Genomic DNA, 23,227 nt, shown 5'->3' with positions numbered 1-23,227 from the left:
CATGGTTGCAGGGGAGTCGATCCGCACGAGGATACTGAAAGCGTATCACACGCCGATCTCCGCTGCGAGTGGAGGGATTGGTTGCAGGGGAGTCGATCCGCACGAGGATACTGAAAGTTCCCAAAACGAGCCAGCATCAGGCTACCCTCCTCTCGTTGCAGGGGAGTCGATCCGCACGAGGATACTGAAAGAAAGTCTTTCCTCTATCCGTACGCTGATCATTCTTTTGTTGCAGGGGAGTCGATCCGCACGAGGATACTGAAAGGGCAATCTCCTGTGTAATAGGGCAGGGCATAGGCTTGTTGCAGGGCGGGCAATCCACATAAAAAAGCGGCGCCCATAGGTCAATCCCCCAGGCGCCGTTAGCCACTAAGCCGTCACAGCCTACCTGGAGCCGGACAGGACTCGACGAACCTCTTTTGCCACCGCCGGCAGATTATGGCGCAGCTCATAATCGCTCTCCAGGCGATGCCTGGGACCAAGCTTCTCCAGTGGGTGGCCAGTTTGCTTATAGTCTTGCTCAACAGGATAGGTACCGACGGCGAGCACGTGACCATACTCGTCCTCAACCAGCAGCGGCACAATCTGACCAGCCAGCCGACCCGGCTGCTGGCAACGATAGCCCTGCAACGTCAAAAACTGTGCCAGACCCACAAGCTGCCGCTCCTGCTCCGTCAGAGAGAAGGCCGCCGGCGCTCGCTGCTCGACAATCGCCTGCAGCAGGCGCGTACCAAGATGACGGTCAAGGCGATGGTGCAGAACGCGATTGCCATAGTTGCGCAAGCAGCGATAACAGGACTGCTCACAGTCCTCCGGGCACTCCTTGAGAATCTGCTGCATGATCACAAGCAACTGCTCGATCTCCTGACCTACCTGGGTGGCATAGCCTGCCCCACCAGCCAGCGCATCGAACAGAAAAAAGTCGATACTGCGCCCTACTGCCACCCCATCGCCCGTTGGTGTGTAGTTCCAACCGATGCGCAGCTCGCCCGGCTGGATGTCCAGTAGCCGAGTAGCCGCCAGTTGCAGGGCCTGAGCAAGCGTATGGGCGGCATCCGCCAGCCAACTCCTTCCCACCTCATAGCGCGTCCCTCCAGGCAGCGTCAGACGCAACAGCAGCAGGTCGCTCCGAAAGATATGGCCAAGGTAGCCATACCAGTATGAGCGACTTTTACAGTAGTTGCTGTACTGCAAGCTCAAGAAAGGCCGCGGATGAGCGTGGGACGAAGAACCTTCCAAAGATAAGCCATTCGAACCAGGCACGGCGGCGCCACAGCTCCGACAGATGGTGAAGCCGGTACCGTCAGGACCTGCATTAACAATGAGCAGCTCCTGATTCTCCTTGTACTCCCAGGCGATGCCACCGTTGTCTATCCTGTGAGCAAGAGAGTCGCGACTAGTCAAAGGCATCACTTGATGGGCCACCGTATGGACAGGACCCTGCTCTTGCCAGGAAGTGTGGCCGTAAGAGGTCTTCTCAAGAGATGTAGCCCCCCACGGCGCAAAGGCCAGCGGATCAAGTATCTCTTCCTCTTGTAAAGGCCTGCTACACTGCGGACAGAGCTTTTCCACTGATCCCGAGCCAGTACGACTGTAGTCACCCTGGCCGGTGACCTCCCTGAGATAGCTACAGTACAGACAGAAGAGAAAACGCCGCCGCGGCTGTTCAAAGAAACGCTCCACGGGCGACGGGCCATTGCCCACGGTCCGACCAGGGAAAAGAGCCACATAGATGCCACCACTCCGGTAGGTCTCCTTATTCACCACCAACTCGCGCCCGGGCGCGTACTCCGTCAGCGCGATATCAACGCTTTGCTGTGGACGCTCCAGAATGCCAAAGCGCTGCCGATTGCTCTTTTCGATGACAAAGCTGCGAAGCTCACGTGGAAAGGCATATTGCGGCAGCAAGCCCTCCTCAAAGAGCAGGTCAAGCAACATGACCTCTTTCAAGTCGTCAGCGCTACTGGTGCTTTCCCAGCCCGCTGGCGGGAGCAGGCGCCGCCCCGCGAAATCCTGCTTCAGCTCCTCCAGACGCCGACAAAGCCTGGCTCCAATCTCGCCAACGATGGCAAACTTGCGCTCGAGATCGCAGCATTGGCCATCGATCTCATCAGGCAGCCAGGCGATAACATGGCGTGTGAAGTCAGGCGGGCGCAGGCTGAGCATCGCCTGCTGCCATTCGGCGAAGCGACGCAGAGTCGCCGCTCCTTTCTCGCTAAAGAAATCGCTGGCGCTCCCCAGGGCCTCGGGAAGGGAACTGCGCTGTAAGGCTGTCTCCGCCTTGCTCTCCACATATTCGCGGAAAAAGGTCTGGAGGAGAGCGGCCTGAATATGGCGCGCGAGCAGGCGCTGATTGACAGGCGGGAGACGTGGACAAGGCACCGGACTGCTGATCATCTCCTCGGGATGGGCGAAGTAATGGGCATCATGGCTGCCGTTCTCACTGTAGGACAGCACAATTGAGAGGGCGGCCCCGCGCCGTCCGGCGCGCCCGGCTCGTTGCTGGTAGCTGGCACGTGTCGGCGGGATGGTGCGCAGGCCCACCCCCAGCAACTGGCCGATGTCTACGCCGACCTCCATCGTGGTGGTGCAGCTCAGAACGTCGATGGCCGGCTTCTCTGCTGAGATGCCGATCTCCTGAAAGCGCAGCTCGTACTCTTCAGTAGTTGATGAGACTGCCTGGCTATCGCGATAGGAGAGCTGGGCGGTATGCTCCTCGGCAGTGAGGTGGATGATAGGGCGCTGCCCGGCCAGCACCTGGCGCAATGGCTCGCGGTAGAAGGCCGTGCGCGCCTGTAAGCTAATGTCTCCTGCAGGGAGGCGCTGCAGATTCTCGCTCCGACAGCTCCGGGCTGGGCAGCGCCCGCGCAGCGGACGCCAGACGAGCTGTGTGCAGTCGCGACATTGGTGCCAGTCATCGTCAAGAGTGAGACGCAGAGCAAGCTGATCAGGACGGAGAAAACACTTGCCATTGGGGGACTCGCAGAGCACCTGGACCAGCTCCTGTCGGATCTTGAGATACAACTGCTGGTCTTCGGCCCCGAGCAACTCACTGGCCATCTTCTCTGCCTCAAGCGGCGACCTGTCGTCTATGCGGAAGCCGTCGCCGGGAACGGTCTGCTGCCGATCCGAGAAGGAGATGGCACTGTCAAAGGCGCTTAACTCTAGTAGCTCGGCGATCCACTGGATAGCCAGGGCCCTCAGCTCGTCGTCGCTCAGCCCGCTGAAGAGCGCTTTACGACGCAAGGCTTTGAAGGCGACTGGCGCCGGTTCAACAACGGCGATACACAGGCGCGTCAGCGAATAGAAGCGATCAGCGACCTGACGCAGCAGGGCCCGGCGGTAGGCAGGGATCAGCGCCGGTTTCCACTCTTCCTGGCTAGCCTGTATTGCATCGCCTGCGTAATCCTGACGAAATTCACGCATGTACCTGAGTAGCTGCTGTTGGGAGTCGCCATCGAAGAAGTAGAGGTTATATTGAGAACAGACAATGAGAAACTCGCGATAGAGTTTCTCATCAAGTGGTATCAGCTCCTGATCTTGTTGGCGCTGGCGCAGGCGATCCGCCGCCAGGATCAGGGCCTCGCGGAAGGTGTCTAGCTCGACCTCGCGCGGCAGATCGCGGGCCAGACGGGCGGCGCGCTGGCGGCCATCCGAAAAGAGCAGGACTTTGCGCCCCATATTAGGGGCCGCCTCGCGGGCCGGTGTGCGTGGTGGCTGTAGCTCAAACTGGCGGCGCACCAGGTTGACAAAGGGTTGCTCGCCGCGGGTCGCCAGGCTGGCCAGGGCGCCGGGCGGGACCAGCTTTTTGAGGCAGACTGGACAGCTCTTCCAGCTCTCAGAGACGGGGCGGTAGAGCGTGATCACTTGATCCTGGTCCCAGATCTCTGACAGTCGCTGTCCTTTCTCGACTACGCAGGCATTGCCGGTCTGGATATGTAGTCGCAGCTCTTGCAGATGCGACGGCATGGAATGCCGTCCGGGATGGGGAGAGCCGATCAGAAGTAGCTCTTCGTGTGCCTGGCTACGGTCCTCTCCCGGCTCGTGCCAGAGAAAGCAGATCGGGTGGTCGGCGCTGCCCGAGGTAGTGAAGACGCGTAGGAAAAGGGCACCGCAGTAGCGGTGTGCATACAGCTCGTAGACGCGTGCGCCGCAATCGCAGTGCAGGCGGGGACGCAGCCAGAGTCGGCCCAGCGTCGACGGGGCGTCTGCCTGGTGCAGGCGCGCGCTGCAGCGTGGATTGACGCAGGCGTAGAGGGTCGGCAGGCCGCGAAAGAGGAGATGGGCGCGCACCGGTAGCAACGGCTGATCATCCTCACGCTGAGCTGCGGCGGCCAGGCTGAGCAGGACGCTGGTGGCGTGGACCCGCTGCTCTTCGGAGAGCGACGGGAAAAGTTGGGTGGCCAGCTCGCTGAGGGCGCGGGCCTTGCCGGCGGTCTGGCTCCACAGCGTGCGGAAGCTCTGAAGGCTGCTGAGGTAGCGACCAAGGTAGTGGGGCAGTGCTGGGAAGGAGCTGGGGACCGGCCAGCCGAGCCGCTGGCTGAGGTCCGCTACGGCTCGCAGGGCGTCGCTCTCGCACAGAGCACGATTGGCAAAGGCTGTCAGGTCAAAGGCGGCGAGGGCCAGGCCTTCCGCCTCCGATGAAAGCCTGGGGAGTGGTCTCCCGTCGATGGTGCTGGGAGCCGATGGCGGCTGGCTCGGCTCGCCACGGACGATGGCAAAGCTGGCTGAGCCGCGTGACCCGACCAGCCCTTCGGCAAAGGTCAGAATGCCTTGCTCGCCAGCGCTGGGGTCTAGACTGGCGCTGGTCAGGATGTAGCGCACGCGCTCGCGCCCGATGCCGAGGCGCGCCAGCAGACGGCGCAGGAGCAGGGAGATCTCTGCGCCGGTGACGCCGCTATAGAGGTGGGCCTCATCCAGCACGATCAGCAGGCTGCTGGCAGGCGTGCTGGCCAGATGCCGGGCTGTCTGCGCGAAGATGCTGCGCTCAATAGGGCGCATCAGCATGTATTCCAACATGGAGTAGTTGGTGATCAAGATGTCGGGGCAGCAGCCCTGGATTTGGTGACGGCTGTAGAGTTCTCGGTCGTCGGGATGGATCTCGACGCTTCCCCGGCTGGCGGCGTCGCGCAGATGCTCCAGATTGCAGGCTGGCCAGCGCCCTCCGGCTTCCAGCTCCTGGCGTTGCTCTGGCGTCACGTCGGCGTAAAATTTGAGTAAGGGAAGAAGGTCGGACTCGTTGCGTTCCCGGCTCATCTGGCCCGGATAGGGGGTACGTGAGGTATACATGCCGAAGCGGATCGGACGGTCAACGCCGTAGCGTCCTTTGAACCACTGGGCAAAGACAGGGTTGCCGAAGAGGCGGCGCAGGCGCATCAGTTGGTCGTTGACGAGGGCGTTGGTGGGATAGAGGATGAGGGTGCGCATACCGGGCAGGGCGAAGCTCTCGCGGCGCTGCTGGGCCTCGTCAAGGCTGCGGGCCAGGATCGATAGCAGGAAGACCTCTGTTTTGCCCGAACCGGTGCCTGTGGTCAGGATCAGGTCGCGGTCTTGTGTGAGCAGGGCCTCCAGGGCGCTTCCCTGGTGGCTATAGAGCTGGGGAGGAATCAGCGCCTGCTGACCATCGCTCTTGAGGCTGGATAGCTCGGCCAGGGCCTGGCCTATGGCTGGCGGCAGATCCAGCTCCGTGTAGGGGCGCCCGCCGGGGTAGCCAGGGGTGCTTTCGATATAGGGTTCGCGGGTGATGACGTCGCTGGCTTCCAGAAGCTGGCGGCGCTCCTGAACGACGTCGCTGTGACGAATGGGATATTGGGCCTCGATATAACGAATAAGTTGCTGGTGTAGTTCGCGAGCGATGGTTGAAAGATCATAGCTCTGTTGGCTGCTGGCCTGATTCATAGCTGCTCCTTCTCTTGGAAGGATTGGCGATGAACTGCTGGTTTCAAGTGCTCACCGCAGAGTCTGCCACCGAAGGAGGTCGGCGAGGCAGGAAAAACTCAGGAACAGGTTGTTTCTAGCGCTGTAGTGTCGGGCCGTGATGGGCGAGGCGACTATGGCGGGGCGGGCACTCACTCAGCGCGGACAGTCCTTTCTGAGTGGGAGAGGGCCGGGCTGGGGAGCCTGCGCCGCTTCTCTCGCGTTGGGCATCGAAGTGCTGCCAATTATAGCATGGCTCTGCCGCCTCAGTAAAGTGAGTCTTCTGGCCACTCTGCTGGGGGGCTGCGAAGGAGGGGGTAGCGAGCGCGCGCGAGAAATCTCGCTGGCAGGAGGCTCTCACTGAGGCACGGGGGCCGTCTGGCGGGCGCCCCACGGGAGTGAGCCAGGCTGCTGGGGTCAGAGACCGACCTGCCAGAGTTTCACGATCTGGGTCCCGGCCATGACGATGCGCTGACTATCGGGCGACCAGGCCAGCGCCCGAACACCTTCGCTTTCGTGTGGGTAGCTGCGCAGCCGGCGCCCGGTCTGGGCATCCCAGATCTGGAGGTTGTCCGCGCCGCCCGAGGCGATCCAGCGGCCATTCGGGGCCCAGGCCACACAGTAAACAGGCCCGTTATGTCCCTTGTAGCTTCTCAGCAGAGTAGCCGTGGCGCTATCCCAGAGCAGAACCTGCCCGTTATCGCCCCCGATGGCCAGCCGGCTCCCATCGGGCGACCAGGAGAGAACCGGATTGACAAGCGTGATGGGGCAGCTCCAAAGGGTCTGACCGGTGGCGGCCTTCCAGACCAGCACCGCGCCTTCCAGCGATCCCGAGGCGATGCGGCTGCCGTCGGAGGACCAGGCGAGCGAGTAGACTCGACCTTGAGGCATGCTGTATGTGAGCTGGCTCTGCCCGCTCAAAGCTTCCCAGATCTGAACAGTGCGATCGAAGCTTCCCGAGGCGATGAGATGGCCATCGGGAGACCAGGCGACCGCTGGCACGCTATCGCGATGGCCTTGGTAGGCGGTGAAAAGGCTGCCGCTGCTGGCGTCCCAGATGTGGACGCTGTGATCGCTGCTGCCGGAGGCGATCCAATTCCCATTGGGAGACCAGGCCACGGACAGGACGCCGCCGTGCTGACCATTGTAGGTGAGCAGCGTCTCATTGAGGCTGGCGCTCCAGATAAAGGCAACTCCCGCGTCTTCTCTGGGCCACTGGCCGGCGGCAATGCGACTGCCGTCGGGAGACCAGGCCAGGGCCTGAATGGCATCGAGCAGCAGGACTGCCAGGGGGGCGCTGTCTCCCTGGCCGGGGGGGAGCCACGACCAGAACAGCCTTCCGAGCGGGACGCTGCCGACGGCGGCAACTACGGCCGCCCCAAGACCGAGGCGCAGAAGCCGGCGGCGCTTCAAGGTGGGAGGTGGAACCACAGGGGCAATGGCTCCCGCTACGGGCGCCGTTGACTCGGGCTGACTCGGGCCGGGCCGCTGCAGCAGAGCCATAAGCTGGCGACGGACTTCCCCGACGGAGGCTGGGCGCTCCTGGGGATCAAGGGCGACCAGTGTGGCGATAAGCCGCTCCAGGGCTTCTGGCACCTTCGGATTGAGCTGGCGCAGTGGGGCGAAGCGCAGGGGCTGCTCACTGGGGTCGAGGCCGCTCAGCAGGCTGTGTAAGAGGGCGCCCAGGCTATAGAGGTCGCTACGCGGCGTGGTTTGCGCTTTGCCGTACTGCTCCGGAGCGGCAAAGCCCAGCGAGCCGAGGGCTGTGGTATCGCGCGCTTGGCCCGGTCGGAAGCGGCGGGCGATGCCAAAGTCGATGAGGAAAAGCCGTCCGTCCTGCTGGCGCAGCATGATATTGGATGGCTTGAGATCACGGTAGATGATGGGCGGCTCTTGCCGATGCAGATAGGCGAGCACGTCGCAGAGCTGCAGGCCCCAGGTAAGCACCTGGCGCAGGGGCAGAGGCTTGCCGCTCCGGCGCTGGAGATACTGCTCGAGCGTCTCTCCAGCGATGTATTCCAGCACGAGATAGCTGTAGTCGGGTTCACTCCAGTAGGCGTGGAGCCGGGGAATATTGGGATGGTGCAGCTCTCGTAGCAGGTCGGCCTCGCGTTGCAAGGAAAGCTCAAGGTCGGCGCGCTGTTGGGCGCTGAGGCCGCCTTTGTGGATCTGCTTGAGGGCAACGGGAAGCCCATTCTGATCCTGGTCAAGGGCAAGGTAGACGGTGCCCATGCCGCCCTGGCCTAGGGGGCGGTGCAGCCGGTAGCGCCCGGCCAACAAGAGAGCGTCGGGCGGCGAAAGAGGCGAGGCGTTGGGAGAGGATAAGGGCTTGTGGCAATGCCAGCAGGTGCCGGCCTGTGAGGGATTGCCTGCTCCACAGGCCTCGCAGAAGCGCTCGGACGACTGCATTTGCATGGAATACCTCTCTTTGGATCAGATAGGCGCAGCCCAACAGTCAAGCCGCTCTGCTCTCTACTATCCTTCAGGCATGGTGAGAGTGCACATGACTGATGATTAGTATAGCGGAGAGCGATGGAGCAGGCAAGCGGCTCGGGCCCATCCGGCGCGCCCGGTCTGGGGCTGACCGACCAGGTAGGGAACCGGCTCGGCTTGGAGGGTGGGAACAAGAAAGGACGAGGCATTAATCTGTCACAGAGGCAAGCTGTCCGCAGATCCTCTAAGGAAAAGAAAAGGCCTCCAATGTGAGCGCCGGAAATCACGCCCGGCGCTCACTCTTCTTCTGTTCTTTCGAGCTGACTCGGTGGAGCGGGTGGCGAAGGAGAGAACAAGGGCCGTTCCGCGCTCAAGCGAAAGCAGACCGCAGCTTCAGACCGGATGCCACCTCTTCCAGTACCGCATTCAACCGCTGTAACGCCTCGCCCGTGACACGGCTGGCCGGCTCAACCTCGATCCCAACCTGGATACGCAAGGTAAGATTATAGTCCCCACAGATCTTGAAAAGCTCGCCCACCACCTCAGCCAGGCTCTGAAGCTCACCACTCTCAAGCATCGCCTCAGCTCGCAGCGGCTGCACGTAAGCTGTGGGCGGCTCACGCACGGCGCCTACACCTGCCGCTCCCATGAGCGTGCTCTGCGGGCCAGCCACCAGCACCGGCTCCTGCCGGATCACCAGGAGCTTAACAGCTCGCGCCCCCGCGTAGTCGCACGGCCAGGGACCTGAGTCATTGCTGCGCTCTAACAGACGCTGCTGAAAAGCATCCTCAATGACGGCCCGCACCGTCAGCCAGGGCAAGGGCACCCCCACGCGCTGGGCCAGCGCATCGGCAATGTCCCGCGCCGTCGTCTGCTCCTCGCCATGCCAGGCCTCCGGCAGCCGCTCAGGCAGAATCTCGCTGGCCGCCAATGGCGCCGGCGGACGCCGCAAGCGCGCCTGCTCGCTCAACACATCCTCCGCTACCTCTTCTCCCCAAAAGCTGCTGCGCCCACTCAGCAACCAGAGCTGTCGCCCCCGCACCGCCTCGCGCACCGCTTGCCTGATCACCGCCGGCGCGGCCTGCGGAATGGTCAGCGGCTCACTGTAACCATCGCGCTGCTCATGCACAACGTAGCCGCCTGCAAAGTAGGTATAGAGTCGGCTGAGAGATAGCTCCTCAGCATCCCACAGCTCCGGTAAGGCCCCAGGCTCCAACAGCTCGGGCGCCAGCTCCGTCAGACTGGCCGCCTCCGCCAAGACGACCTCTAACGCCGGATCTTGCAGCGCCGCGTCATCGGGACGCTGCCGCCAGAAGGTGCGGTAGCTCCGGTCAGGCCGCGGCAGGCGAAAAACAAATTGTCCCTTGAGGCAGCCGTCGATCAGCGTCTGACTGATCGCCTGACGATCAAGAATGCGCGGCAGGTGCACGAACTGAGCAAAGGCCTCCACCACATCCTTGTAGCGACGCACGCTCTCGCCCCGACGCCATAGCTCGTACGGACCCTCCGGCAGCAGCGCCTCCGCCGCGATCGGCTGGTCGGAGAGGCGCACCCGCCCATCAGCTTTGAGCGAGGCCACCAGATGACGCCCCGGCAATAGCTTGATCTGGAAGGCCTCCACCTGGTTGTCTGTCCCAAAGGCGATCACCACATTGTAGCTCTCGCGCACCAGCTCCTTAAGGAGCTGCTCGCTCTCGTGCTTTTCGCGCTCCAACATCAATTGGCGAGTGCTATCTAGCTCCTGCTCCTCACGCCTGAGCCGCTCCTCAACGTCCAGCCAGCCCAGATAGCTGCGGATGGCATCCCGCGCGCCATTCAGTCCGCGCGAGTCGGGGGCCACAACGATGATGGCGTTGCGGTAGACGCGCGGCGCCTCGGGGCCGCTTTTCTCGCTGAGAAAGCGGATCGCCAGCTCTGAAGGACGCTCGGGACGGCAGGCGCCTTCTGGCCCCAGAATGACGATCCGCAGCTCTCCATTGTCTTCGACATCGCGCGGCTCGCGCGGTAGCTTGTGCACGCGCGGCGGATGGCTTTCACCGCTGGTCGAGTAGAGATAACGACACTCCTCGATCTCGCGACGCAGGTAGCTCTCTATGGCCTCGGGGCTGATGTTCTGACAGGCGTCATGGTGCATCTGGCGCAGGTTGGGCCTGGCCCCCAGGCGCCAGACCTTCGGTAGCTCCTGACCATCCTCGCCTAAGCGCTGGCTCTCACTCCAGGTGCGCTCATCCAGAAACCACGATAGCTCAGTCCAGCGCTTCAAAGCCTCTGCCAGGGCGATGCGATCGGGCCCCATCTGGCCGATGAGGCGCAGCAGCTCATGCAGGTTGGCGTCTCTGCCTACGGGCTGCGAGTGCAGGAAGGTGGCAAAAACCGCCTGCTCGACCTCGCGGAAGCGCAAAGATGGAAAGTCGCGCTGGATCTGACGCGCCTTCTCCAGTTCGCTCTGCAAAATGGCGCTCCAGGCCTGGCGCCGACCCTCGTACGACTCGTTTTCGGCGGTGGTGGCTAGCTCGCGTGCGACCTCGGAAAGGTCCCTGCTGTTGGGCGGGCCGATGAAGGCGTTGACCGAAACCAGCGGGCAGGCATCCCAGCCCGCGGCGTCGCGTAGGGCCAGGGCGAAGTTGCGCAGGGTGCCGCGCGTCCCCTGGAAGCTCTGCAGGTCAGTCCATTTGCCATAAAAGAGGTCGATGAGGTCGGGATGGAAAGGATAGCTGTTAACGATGCGCTCCTCTAGCTCGTGGCGTTGGCGCGCAACTTCCTCAACGAGCGAGGCGATGCCGTTGACGGCAAAGATGGCCTGGGAGCGAAAGAGGTCGCCCGCCCGGATCGATTCCGGGGTGAAGAAGCGCCGGCGCAGAACTTCGGCGACATCCTCTTTTTCGACGGGCTGGATGACCGGTTCACGCTGGCGCCCAAGAATCTCTTGTAGCTCGTTGCTCAGCTCTCGCCCCAGCGCGTCGCTCTTGCGCGGATCACTGGCGAGGAGGGAGACGACGACGGCACAGGTGGCCACCTTGTTGGCTGCCTGCGTCAGGTACTGGAAGAAATCGTTGATGCGCCAGCGCCAGACAGAATCAAGGCCGACTTTCTCGCGGACGTAGATAAGGACTTCATCCATGAGGACAAGGGTGGCGTTGTTCTGGCGCGCTGGCAGGGAGAGCAGGGTAGTGAGCAGGTTCTCCGCCGGAGGGGTTTCGCGCTCAGCGTCCTGGCCCTCGGAATGGATGAGGCGCAGCCCTTCGCTGCCGGCGAGCTGGTAGGCGAGGATACTCCAGGGATGGCGCAGCCAACGGCGCTCTCCGCCGGGCCCAGGGATCTCCAGGCCTTTTTCTGGGTCAATCTTGTCGAAGGCCAGGACGGCGATGCGCGCCCGCGGCAGGGAGTTCAGGCCGATGCTGGCGCGGAATTCCTCGACGGCGGGTAGGTTGGGCAGCCGTTCGGGCCGGCGGGCCAGATGGTAGAGGGTGATGAGGGTGTGGGTCTTGCCACCGCCGTAGTATAGCTCTAGCTGGTAGACGGCGCGGTCGCTCAGCCCGGCCAGTCGCCGTACGACTTCTCGCGCCAGGCGGCGCATGTTGGCCGTCGGATAGGTCAGGGCGAAGAATTCGTCCGGTTCGCGGTAGAGGGCCTGGCCCTGTTGCATGACGACGTCGTAGAGGTCAGCGGCAAAGCTGGCCAGGCTGAGATCGCCGCTCTTCAGTTCGTCGCGCAGGCGTACGATGGCGTGCCAGGGACGCCATTGAGGGGTGCCGCTGCTCATTGGCTCCTCGCTCCCTTCTCTTCCTGTCTGGTCTCCTCTTGCTATGCTGTTAGCGGTCGCTCAGCTATTGCTGGATTCCGTTCTCTCTTGTTTGAACGAGGGGACCTGCTCCTTGTGTGACCTCGATGTCGGCCAGACCGTTTAGCTCGCGTCTTGGCTGAAAGGGAGGCGGTAGGTCGGCAGGCCTCGGCGCATGGTGAGATGGTTGCTGATGCTCTCCAACAGGGAACGCTCGTCGCTGCCCTCGGGAGCCAGCTCGATGAGGGCCTGCAGGAGGGCGCGGAAGAGCGGCTTGTGGTCGAGCATCTGGCGATCGAGGTAGTCGTTGACAGGACGGACGTCGCCGGCCTTCCACAGGTGCATGAGGTGATGGACCTGGTCGATGAGGGGGGGCGGCTCGTCGTCCCTGCCGCTGACGCTCTGTCCCAGGTGCGGCTGACGGCGCTGCTGCCAGCTTTTGAGGCGTAGATCGCTGCGACTGGACTCGCGTGGCTCTTCGCCGGCCTCTTCGTCGCCCTCGTCCTCATCGTCGCTGGGCGCGCTGCCGTTGCCATTGCTGGCGCTGGCCGGGGCGCCGCGGCTGAGCAGGTCGTAGCGCTGCACGAGGTCGCGATCGCTCAGGCCGCAGGAGATGGCGTAGAGGATACAGGTGCCGCTGGGCACCGGCTCGAAGCCGAAGCTGTGGCGGTGCAGCAGGTAGTAGGCGGTGACGTCGTCCAGCTCTCTGATGCTGTCGCCGCTCTCGCTGAGGACACGCCCGACCATGAAGTCGACGACGATGCGCCGGACGTGGCGCAGGAATTCGCTGATGCTCATGAGTTGGCCCGGCTGGTCGGCCTTTTTGACGACGGGGTAGCGGCTGTAGATCTCCAGGGCCGGCCCGGTGGCGGACCAGATGAAGTCGGGGCCGCGGATGCCAACGTCCCAGAAGTGGCGCAGGCGCTCGGTGATGCGCTGGCGCATCTCGCTGAGAACTTGCCTGTCCCAGCCGGGGCGCGCGCTCTCGGGCCGCCGCTGGCAGACCAGCCAGATGGAAGAAGAGAGAGAAGCCCGCTCAAAGTTGCGGACTCCCCCTCTCATCTCAGTTGCTATTGGCCATGAAGCAACAACAACAAAACCAGCGCGGATGAGGGCCGAAACCAGGGTTTCCCAGGCGTCGGGCTGCTTGTGGGCGAAGACGATGACCAGGCGCCCATCGGGCCGCAGGGCGCGATAGCAGGCCTGAAAGGCGCGGTACATGCCATCTTCGTAGGCGGCTCGCGAGCGCTGGCGGTCGCCGCCGAAGCGGCTGGCGTCGTCGATCAGCTCGCCGTCGTTGCGCTCGTGATCCCATTTGGGGGCCAGCGGCGCGGCAAAGGCGGCGTCGATCTCGGAGCTGAGGCCGTGCAGGCTGCGCCGCAGCCAGATGTAGAAGAAGTCCATCAGGTCAGCGTAGGGGATGGCGTCGTAGTAGGGCGGATCAGTAATAATCAGATCAAAATCTAATGATACTGTCTGAGTTGCACTTTGTCTCAAGATAATGGGTCTAGATGCCTGGGGGGTAGCAATCAGCAGATTACCCAAAACTTGAGCAATACTAGCAATGGCTCCATTGTAGAATCTCTCATTAGGAGACAATGGATTAGCTTCAGCAAAGTCCCAGCTGATGGGTAAGGCGAAGCGCAAGAAGGTTTGTTTGATCTCTCCCGCTGCTGGTTCCCACACGCAAAGTGTACTCATATAGTTTGCAGTGCGATCGATCGCCAGTGCCAGATAGGCGCTGATGGCCTCCACCCAGTGAGGCGGATAGCCGTGGCGCTGCAGCTCCTCGCGCACCGCGCGTGTCTCGCGCACGAACGTCCCCAGGGCCAGCAACTGACGCGGCGTAAAGAGCTGGTGCCAGCGCTCAAAGCCGTAGAGAGGAACGCGGATGCCCAGCGTCTCCTTGCTGGGCAAAGGCTCCTCCGGCAGGCCAAACGGAATCTCGGCGAACAGAGCCGGCAGAGCAGAAGCCGCCTCCTCGGCCAAGCGCTGCTCTTCCTCTGTCGGCAAGCGATACTCCTTTCCCTGCTCGCCCTCGACAATCACCGCCGTCAACACCGTCCCCAGACGGCCCGCCTTGCCCTCGAAGCGGATATCCTCCATCTTAATCACCGTCCCGCAGCAAGGGCAAGTCACCCCCGTACTCGACATCGTCCCGCCACCCGCCTGGCGCTCAAAGGCGCGCCGTTCCTGGGCCGTCCCCCTGGGCGGCGGCACATCCTGCCAGATCTCGAAGACCACCCCCGTCCGCTCGGCATTCGGCTTCATCCGCAGCGCCACCCGCTTGCGCTCCGTGCGCGCCAGCCAGCGCGTCTTGAGCAGCGGCACCGTCGCCCGGCAATTCTTACAGCGCATTGTTCGCGCCCACAGATAAGCCACCGTCGCCTTGCCGTCCAGCGTCGGATAGAAGCGCTCCAGCGCGGCCCGTGCCCGCCGCAGCACCCACTCACTCCAGGCGCGCACATGCCAGGCCGCATCGGCCTCCAGGCTCACATCGATCTGCAGACCCGTCAGCTCATGCTGGCGCAACTCCGCCGATCCTGATCCCTCGCCCTGGCCATCCAGCCCCAAACGCATCAGCGCCGCCTCCAGCGTCTTCCCCTTAAAGCCGTGGGCCTTCAGATAAGCCTCCATAAAGGAGCGCCAGCCCAGCACGAAATCGGGCAGCCGGCGCCGCTCGCCGGCCAGGCGCCACGGATATTCCAGCGTACATTTCAACAAAAACCAGGCCACCGGATTCAGATCGATGGCCGTCACCTCGCAGCCCAGGCGCATAGCTTCCAGCGGAATAGCTCCCCCGCCAGCAAACGGGTCAAGCACACGCGGCGCACGTCCGCCGAAAGCCGCCTTTATCTCCTGACGCAAATCCGCCAGCGCCTCCCCCGTCTCGCGTCCCCAGTGCAAAACCCCGCCCTCAGTCTCCTCCCTATGCTCCAGAGAGGCCCGCTCAGAACCAGGAGCGCGCCGGCGGCGCACCGGATCTATCACGCGCCCCCCGATCCGCTGCAGCAACTGGCGCCGCTGCCCTTCCGTCTCGGGAGCCGGCAGCAAAGCCGTCAGCAGCGCCGCCCGGCAGGCCGCCAGCGGACGGCGCGCCGGCCAGATATGCAGCGTCGACAGATGCCCGTGGCGCACATTCTTTTCATGCACCGCATCCAGCGACGCCTGTTTCAGTGGAAAATCAACCTCAATCAGGCGGCGAGGCAGCTCATCACCAGGCATAGCAAAAATCCTCACATGAGATAGAAAAAGAAAGAAATAAAAACGGACAGGGAGAGAAAAAAGAGATCAATCCTCAGAAGCGCGTTGAATATCCGCGGGCGAGAAGAACACGCCCCCCTTCGGATAGGCTATCAGCTTCGCATGTGGATTCTGCACGCGTCGCAGGACCGGCGCCTGTTTCTCGCATTCAAAGACGCAGTAGAGCCAGTACTGCTCACGCAAATTCTGCGCGCGCTGATACTCGTTTTCCGTCATCTCGATGGGGCCGATCCCAACGCGCCCCTTCACCTCGATCGCACGCTCTTCCCCCGAAGGATAGCGCGAGAGCAAATCAAAGCCCGGCCAGGCATCCAGGCCGGCAGCGCGCGCCTTTTCCGGCGTCGACACATCCCACACCTTTGCCCCGTGCGCCTCCTCATAAGCCCGAGCCACCCGCATCGCGATCTCTTCCGCCATCGTGGCATAGCGCCGCTCATCCTCGGGATCTACCGACGGCAGAACCAGAGCCTGCGCCAGCAGCGTCACCTCTCCCAAGCCTAACAGCTCCGGCTCACGGCTCAGCGTCGCCAGGGCCTCCGTCCGCCGCTTTTGCAGCGACTGCTGCAAGGCTTTCACCCGCGTCAACTCGCCCTTCGCCCGGAGATCGCCGGCCTGAGCCTTCTCATAGAGGCGCCGCCGCCGCTCGGCTAACTCGCCCTCCTGATACGTAAACGCGCGCTTCAGAAACACCTCTCGCTCCTCCAACGTCTGCGAGAGAGCCGCGCGGTGCTCCTCGACCAGGCGCCTCCCGACCGTCTCCCGCACAAAGGCCGCCAGGTCTTCCATCCGCTGCGACCAGCGTGGCGCCCAGGCCCGCAGCACCTGGCGCGCCCGCTCCTTCTGCTCCTCGTCCCCGCTCCCCTCGCGCAAGAGCAGCAACTGCTCCGCCGGGCACTCGCTCAGCGTCCCATCCTCCTCCTGGCGCAGCCCAACCAGCACTACCCGCACCAACTCGGGCCGCTGCAAGGCCCGCAAGTTTGCATCGGCCTCGCGCTGCACCACCAGGCGTAGCAAAGAGAAGACATACGGACGCCGCGCCGTTGGATCGATAAAGATCGCCCCGCGCTCGGCCTCCTCCCCGTAGCGGGCCCAAATCAGATGATGCAGCCGATCAAAGACCGGCTCCCCCGGATAGAGAAAGATCGCCTGCTCACCCGCGCGCGTCGGATCGACCGTCAGGCGCCTGCGACAGGAAGGCGGATAATGCTCCAGCGCCGGCGCCAGTTGTTCCAGGGCCCCCGCCGTCCGCTCGCGCAGCCCAAACAACCCATCGCCGTAGTCCTCAACCTGCAGCCCGAGCAACGGCGCCGCCCGCTCCACAAAAGCCCGCACATAGCCCGGCAACAACCGGCGATAGCGCTCCCGCTCCAACTCCGCGCGCAGGCGCGGCAGTTCCCGCCTGATCGTATCCGCACCCGCCCCCTCGGTCCCCTCGCCCAACCCATAGCGCCGGCGCTCCTCCGCCTGCTCAGCCCGCACCCGCTCCGCCGTCAGCGACTCATCCAGGTGCCGCCTGATCTCCTCCGTCGTCTCTGCTGGCCCCAAGATCACCCGCTCCATATACTCGCGCAACGAGACCCCTTCCAGCAGGCGCCCGATCACATCAAAAACCTTATCACTTCCCAGCTCCTGGCGGATCGCCTCCAGCTTCTCTAGCAGGCGCTCCATCACGCGGCCCTCGCGCGTATTGCCCGCCACCAGATTGACAATATAGACCGAGTCATGCCGCTGGCCATAGCGGTGAATGCGCCCCATGCGCTGCTCCAGGCGGGCAGGATTCCAGGGCAGATCGTAGTTCACCAGCAGCCAGGCCACCTGCAAATTGACACCCTCGCCTGCCGCATCCGTCGCCAACAAATAGCGCGCCCCGCCCTCAGCCAGCGGCCTGCGGAAAAACGCCACCGCCTCCTCACGCTCCTCGTAGCTCATCCCGCCGTGAATCACCGCCAACTGGCCCGTAAAACCCAGCGCCTCCAGACGACGCTGTAAAAACTCCAGCGTATCACGGTGCTCCGTAAAAATAATCAGCTTCTCGCCAGCAAAGCGCGGATCACGCAGCACCTCGCGCAGCTTCTCAAACTTCGCCTCTACCCCCTGCTCATAGACCCGGCGGGCCTGATCCAGCAGCTCGACCACCTGCGCGCGTTCCGCCTCCAGCTCCTGCAGCGACGAGGCCAGCACCGTCCGTAGAATCTCCTCCTCGACCCGCTCATGCTCCTCCTGGCCCCCTACACTCTCCTCTTCATCGGCGCTCTTCGTCTCCAGAGGATCGCTCAGCTCAGACAAGGCTGCCTGCGCCAACTGGCGCAAGCGCCCGGGCGGCAGCTCTCGCCGGCGCACCCGCTCGATCACCTCATCGAGCCGCCTCCGCCGCCGCTCTAGCGAGCGCAGCAGTGCATACGTCGAGCTGACCAGCCGGCGCTGAAAAACGCTCATCGCCAGCCGCGCCGCCTGGCGGTTCAGCAGGCTCGCCCGGTTATATGTCGTGCGAATATACTCCGTCGTCGCCTCATACAGCGCCTGCTCCTGCGGACTCAACTCGTAGCGCAGCGTCGTTGCAATGCGCGGCGGATAGAGCGCGTGCCCATCGAGCGTTACCAGCTCCTCTTTCACGCGCCGCAAAAAATGGCGCCGACGCTCCTCCGCCGGGAACTGCTCGAAGGCTTGCATTGTTGAGAGCAGCTCCGGCTCCAGCAGGCGCCAGAGACAATAGTAGGGATCGGGCTTTCCCATATGCGGCGTCGCCGTGAGCAAGAGCAGATGATGGCAGCTCCACGACAACGACCAGCGCGCGTCATCCGTCGGAATGCCGGCCAGCGCCTCCGCCAGGCGATAGCGATCCGTCGCCCGCAGGCGCCCATCGCTATCGAAACTCGCGCTTAGCTTATGGGCCTCATCAAAGACCACCAGATCGTACGGCTCAACCGCCTCCTCCTGCAGGCGCCGAAAAAGACGCTCGCCCGCCAGCGTATCCATGCTGACAATCAGCAGGTTGCTCGCCGGCCCCACAAACGGATTGCTCCCCTGCGCCTCGCTGCCCGCCACAATGCGGAACGGCAAATTGAAAAGCCGCTGCAGCTCGTGTTTCCAGTTGCCGACCAGACCCGCCGGCGGCACAATCAGCACACGCGTAATCAGTCGGCGGCTGAGCATCTCGCGGATATAGAGGCCGGTCATGATCGTCTTCCCAGCGCCCGCATCGTCAGCCAGCAGAAAGCGCAGTCGCGGCTGCGGCAACAGATGCTCATAAACAGCAATTCGCTGGTGGGGCAGAGGCTCGATCAGCGCCACCTCGGACGCAAAAGTAGGATTAAATAAATAGGCATAAGAGAGACGCTCACCCTCCGCCACTGTGCGCACTACCAGCGGATCAGCATCGAAATGAGGTAAGCCCTTCAACTCGGGGGAGGAACCAACAGGGGCTAGGACCTTTGGGGAGGGGACAGGTCCCACTAACTCAATCAAATGCTCGCGCAGTTCAGGCGGTAACCTGAAGAGCGAACCTTCCTGCAATCGTTGCACAAGATCAGGACGGGAAGCCAGCAGGCGTGGCCACTCCTCTTCCACCCAGCGCCGCAGCCGCCGCCATTCAGAGGGGGGAAAAACTGGCTGCTCCCAAGAACCGCGGCCCGAACCGCTCACAAAGCTGCTCCTTCCCGGACGTCAAGCTCATTTTACCCGTATCCAATTGTACTGGATTGCCCTCCATAGATCAAGGGCGGCAAGCCTGTCTTTCTCTAGACAGCCGGCAGAGCGGGCCTGGCTCGGAGCTGGCGCTTTTCTCCCCTTTCATGAGAAAACTCTCATCTTTCTCCAATCTTTTTTCAAAAAAAGGCCCCTATGCTAAAGGCGACGGGCAGGCCCTGGGGACGGGCGCCAGGCTCATCCATTCCGGCGCCGGAGCGTACCGGGCCAGTACAGAGAGACCCGGGCGGGTGGCCAGCCTGTCAGCAGCCAGCCAGCCATTGGCGGGCGGGTCTCCCACGCGTGGGGACCGCGACCGGGCGATGGCTGGCCGAAGCTCAGCAACGAAGCAACACGCGAAGACAGCACCAACGCAATAGACCATAGATCACAAGAAGAAGCTCGGATAGACACACAACGAAGAGAAGAACCAGCAAAAAGAGGAGAGAGACTTTGATCTTGCTAGAACGGCCAGCCAACGAGCCGGCCACCGAAGCAGCGTCAACCCCGATCGACAAATACAGGTCAGCACAACCCGGAACACGCACAGACCTGGCACCCGTCGTAGAGCGCGTCAGCAGCCAGAGCGGGCGCAGCGCTCCATACCAGTCAGGCCAATCTCTGCGCTCACCGCGCCCCCTACGACCCACGCGACTCTACCGGCTGATCCAAACGCAGCCGGGAGCCGCCATCTCGCTGGCCCTCGGGCCGCTCGACCCAGAAGAAGCACCCATCGCCAGCCCGGCCCAGGCGGATCAGCCCGAGCCAGCCACCAGCCATAGAGGTCAACGGCGCCGCCGAAGCTGGAACATCGGCCAGCTCCTGCGCTTTGCCATCACCGGTGGCCTCAACACCCTCATCGACATCCTGGTACTCAATGCGCTGGTCTGGCTACTAGACGTCAAAAGCACACCGCTGCTCCTGGCCTGCAACATTGCCGCCTACTGTGCCGGGGCCATCAACAGCTTCATTCTTAACAAATACTGGACCTTTGGCACCCGCGAACCGATCAACGGCGGTGAACTCGTGCGCTTCGCCCTCATCACCCTGAGTGGCAGCCTGTGGAGCAGCGCCATCCTCTGGCTGGCGGGCCTGGCTCTGGAACACGTCCTGATCAACCCGACCCTGTGGACCAACGCCGCCAAAATCATCGCCATTGGCGGCACAGCCCTCATCTCCTACCTTGGCTTGCGGCTCTGGGTCTTCGTCCAGCGTCGCCCTGACCAAAGCGTCGCGAGGGCGCATCTTTGCCACCAGCAAGCGCGTTGCTCTCAATGGGAACCGTTGCCAGGCAAGGGCCACCACTACCAGCCCCCTGCCAACGACGGTTCCACTGCCAGGACAACGCCAACACCAACACCGCACGCAGACCATATCCTGTGGACGTGGAAAGGACCCGAAACGCTATGATGGGAACACCGACCCCGACTCCGGCTCTGCCGGAGATCGAACAACCTGTGGCCCCCGATACGGCCCCAATGCCAACCACAGCGCGGGACTGGCCGCCGCTCTGGCGCCGCCTCGCCCTGGCGGCCATTGCCCTGCTCTCTGTCTTTCTCAACTTCTATCAGCTCGGCGTCAACGGCTTTGGCAATCTCTACTACGCCGCTGGCGTGCGCAGCATGCTTGATAACTGGCATAACTTCTTTTTCGTCTCCTTCGATCCCGGCGGCTTCGTCACCATTGACAAGCCGCCCCTTGGCTTCTGGCTGCAGGTTGCCAGCGCCAAAATCTTCGGCTTCACACCCTTCAGCGTTCTGTTTCCCCAGGCCCTGGCGGGCGTCCTCTCCGTCCTGCTGCTCTACTACCTTGTGCGGCGGCACTTCGGTACCACCGCCGGCCTGCTAGCGGCCCTGGCCCTGGCCATCAGCCCGATCAGTGTCGTCACCAACCGCAACAACACCATTGATAGCACGCTCGTATTCGTCATGCTGCTCGGCGCCTGGGCCGTCATGCGAACCGCTGAGACGGGAAAGCTGCGCTGGCTGCTGCTGTGCGCCCTCTTCCTTGGTCTGGGCTTCAACATCAAGATGCTCGAAGCCTACCTGGTCGTACCGGCCTACGGCCTGCTCTATCTGCTGGCCGCTCCGCGGCGCCTCCTGGTGCGCATCGGCCATCTGGCCCTCGCCACCGTGCTCATGCTAGCCGTCTCTTTCTCCTGGGCCCTGGCCGTCGACCTGACCCCGGCCTCTGCCCGTCCGTACGTCGGCTCCAGCCAGGACAACTCGGAGATCAGCCTGGCCCTGGGCTACAACGGCATCGAACGCCTCCTGGGTCGCTTCGGCTTCGGCCCTGGCGCTCGCGGCAATAGCAATTTCCCCAGCTTTGAGCGCATTAACAGCGGTAGCTCCAGCACTAGTAACGCATCCAATCGCAGCGGCACCAACAACGCGGGCAGCCCTAACGGTACGGCCACGCCGCCCCCAAGCAGCTACTTCCAGCCGGGCGAGCAACCGTCCACAAGCACAGGAGCGGCACCCATGCCGGGCAGCGGTAGCGGCACGCCGCCTGAAGGGGCGGCGCCCGGTAGCGGCGCGAACAACGGTGCTGCTAACGGCAGCGGCACCGGTACGACCAACAGCACCGGCAGCGCCAGTAACAGCAGTGTGACTGGCAATCCTGGGCAGCCGCCTGAAGGCATGCAAGGTACTCCCAACGGAGGAGGCAACGCCGGCGGCGGCATGTTCGGTACCGGCACACCCGGCCCCTTCCGCCTCTTCAACGAGCCACTGGGCGGACAGATCGTCTGGCTCCTGCCCCTCGCTCTGCTGGGAATCCTCGCCGTCGCCTGGCAGCGGCGCCCACGCTTCCGGGGTGACCCCGAACAGCAAGGGCTAGTCCTCTGGGGCGTCTGGCTGCTGACCACAGCCGTTTTCTTCTCGGTGGCGGGCTTCTTCCATCAGTACTACCTGACCACGATGGCCCCGGCGGTCGCCGCCCTCTTCGGTATCGGCGTCGTGGTCATGTGGCGCGACTATCGTCGTCGTGGCTGGCGCGGCTGGCTCCTACCGCTGGCCCTGCTCTTGACAGCGCTAGAGCAACTGCATATTATCACCAGCAATCCGGCCTGGGGCACCTGGCTCATTCCCTTGATCGCTGTCCCCTGCGCCCTGGCGGCCCTCATCCTCTTCATGGCGCGTCTCGTGCCCTTCCTGCGCGAGCGGGCACAAGTGCTGGTGCCTGCCCTGGTCGTGGCACTCATCGCGCTGCAGCTCACGCCGGCGGTCTGGTCCTTCATTCCCGTCCTGCGTGGCGAAGCGGCCAGTCTCCCAACAGCCGGCCCGGGCAACCAGTTTGGCGGCATGGGAACCGGTGGCGTCGTCACCTTCCGCGGTCCTGGTACTGGCGACGCCGCTGAGCGTTTCCGCTCCTACATTGAAAACTTCGCGAGGGCTACCGATGGGCAGAACGGCCAGCGTCCTAACGGCGCCGGGGGCGAAGGGATTACCGTCAATACAGCCCTCATCAACTACCTGGAGGCTCATCGCAACGGTGCCAAGTACCTGGTAGCCGTCATGAGTTCGAACGAGGCTGAATCGATCATTCTAGCTACCAATCAGCCGGTCATGGCGATGGGCGGCTTCTCCGGCAGCGATCCCATTCTGACGCCGGCCAAGCTGGCCCAGCTCGTTAAGAGCGGCCAGGTGCGCTTCTTCCTGATCAATGGTAACGGGCGCGGCTTCGGCGGTGGTAGCCAAAGCGAGCTGATTAACTGGATTGTCCAGCACTGCAAGCAAGTGCCAAGCAGCGCCTGGCAGTCCTCCAGCACTAGCAGCGGCGTCGGCGGCTTCGGTGGCGTCGGCGGCGCTCAGCTCTACGAGTACACCGGGAGCTAAAGAGAGCAGATAGCCAGCGAGGCGGCGCCCGGCCCTCCCGCACCTCACGAGGAGCGGCCGGCGCTCGTCTCGTCTCCCCTTGCACCTGTCCTGTCCTACCTTGTTCCAGCGGGCGGGCCAGCTCCTCTGCTCATCTACGGAGGGCTGGCCCGCTCTGCTTCGCTGGCTGGCCCCGCTCGCCATGATGACCAATGGTACTTTCTGGTATATGCTGGCAATAGATGAGCTTTGGTCAATGAAACAAGCTGGGAACTGGTTTCACATGATAAACGTCTGTGTCAAGATCCCCCGTTTGAGCAGGAGAAGTGGCCAG

At 63.2% G+C, this 23,227-nt stretch carries 7 protein-coding genes and 1 CRISPR repeat array (1 of these 8 running past the window's edge); of the genes, 2 read left to right on the top strand and 5 right to left on the bottom strand.

The window, feature by feature from the left end; translation table 11 throughout:
• Positions 1-265: a CRISPR direct-repeat array (repeat unit 37 nt; unit sequence GTTGCAGGGGAGTCGATCCGCACGAGGATACTGAAAG) (it extends 1,893 nt beyond the left edge of the window).
• Positions 266-384: 119 nt separating this feature from the next.
• The 5 genes from AC6H1L_RS06150 to AC6H1L_RS06130 form a co-directional block, all read right to left on the bottom strand.
• Positions 385-5,898 carry a DEAD/DEAH box helicase gene (locus AC6H1L_RS06150; protein ID WP_497600653.1) on the bottom strand — a complete coding sequence of 1,838 codons (5,514 nt, stop codon included), beginning with the start codon at positions 5,896-5,898 and terminating at the stop codon, positions 385-387.
• A gap of 435 nt (positions 5,899-6,333) precedes the next feature.
• Positions 6,334-8,331 carry a protein kinase domain-containing protein gene (locus AC6H1L_RS06145; RefSeq protein WP_497600652.1) on the bottom strand — a complete coding sequence of 666 codons (1,998 nt, stop codon included), beginning with the start codon at positions 8,329-8,331 and terminating at the stop codon, positions 6,334-6,336.
• Positions 8,332-8,719: 388 nt separating this feature from the next.
• On the bottom strand, positions 8,720-12,112 hold the full coding sequence (locus AC6H1L_RS06140) for a DUF499 family protein (protein WP_497600651.1): 3,393 nt from the start codon (positions 12,110-12,112) through the stop codon (positions 8,720-8,722).
• A gap of 141 nt (positions 12,113-12,253) precedes the next feature.
• Positions 12,254-15,355, bottom strand: a complete 3,102-nt coding sequence (locus AC6H1L_RS06135) for a DUF1156 domain-containing protein (protein WP_497600650.1) — start codon at positions 15,353-15,355, stop codon at positions 12,254-12,256.
• Positions 15,356-15,421: 66 nt separating this feature from the next.
• Positions 15,422-19,036 carry a helicase-related protein gene (locus AC6H1L_RS06130; protein ID WP_497600649.1) on the bottom strand — a complete coding sequence of 1,205 codons (3,615 nt, stop codon included), beginning with the start codon at positions 19,034-19,036 and terminating at the stop codon, positions 15,422-15,424.
• 495 nt (positions 19,037-19,531) lie between these two features.
• On the opposite strand from AC6H1L_RS06130, the gene AC6H1L_RS06125 reads away from it, so the two are divergent.
• Positions 19,532-20,488 (top strand): GtrA family protein, encoded by a 957-nt coding sequence (locus AC6H1L_RS06125; protein ID WP_497600648.1) that lies wholly within the window; start codon positions 19,532-19,534, stop codon positions 20,486-20,488.
• On the top strand, positions 20,485-22,914 hold the full coding sequence (locus AC6H1L_RS06120) for a glycosyltransferase family 39 protein (RefSeq protein WP_497600647.1): 2,430 nt from the start codon (positions 20,485-20,487) through the stop codon (positions 22,912-22,914). The genes AC6H1L_RS06125 and AC6H1L_RS06120 overlap by 4 nt, the downstream gene beginning before the upstream one ends.
• Positions 22,915-23,227: the final 313 nt, after the last annotated feature.

Source organism: Thermogemmatispora argillosa (assembly GCF_059696725.1).
The sequence above is the reverse complement of the archived record's forward strand: the minus strand, read 5'-3'. Positions and strand labels throughout refer to the sequence as shown.

Coding starts and splice junctions, on each gene's coding strand:
- AC6H1L_RS06150 (WP_497600653.1), bottom strand. CDS start 5,898: ATGAATCAGGCCAGCAGCCAACAGAGCTATGATCTTTCAACCATCGCT.
- AC6H1L_RS06145 (WP_497600652.1), bottom strand. CDS start 8,331: ATGCAAATGCAGTCGTCCGAGCGCTTCTGCGAGGCCTGTGGAGCAGGC.
- AC6H1L_RS06140 (WP_497600651.1), bottom strand. CDS start 12,112: ATGAGCAGCGGCACCCCTCAATGGCGTCCCTGGCACGCCATCGTACGC.
- AC6H1L_RS06135 (WP_497600650.1), bottom strand. CDS start 15,355: ATGCCTGGTGATGAGCTGCCTCGCCGCCTGATTGAGGTTGATTTTCCA.
- AC6H1L_RS06120 (WP_497600647.1), top strand. CDS start 20,485: ATGATGGGAACACCGACCCCGACTCCGGCTCTGCCGGAGATCGAACAA.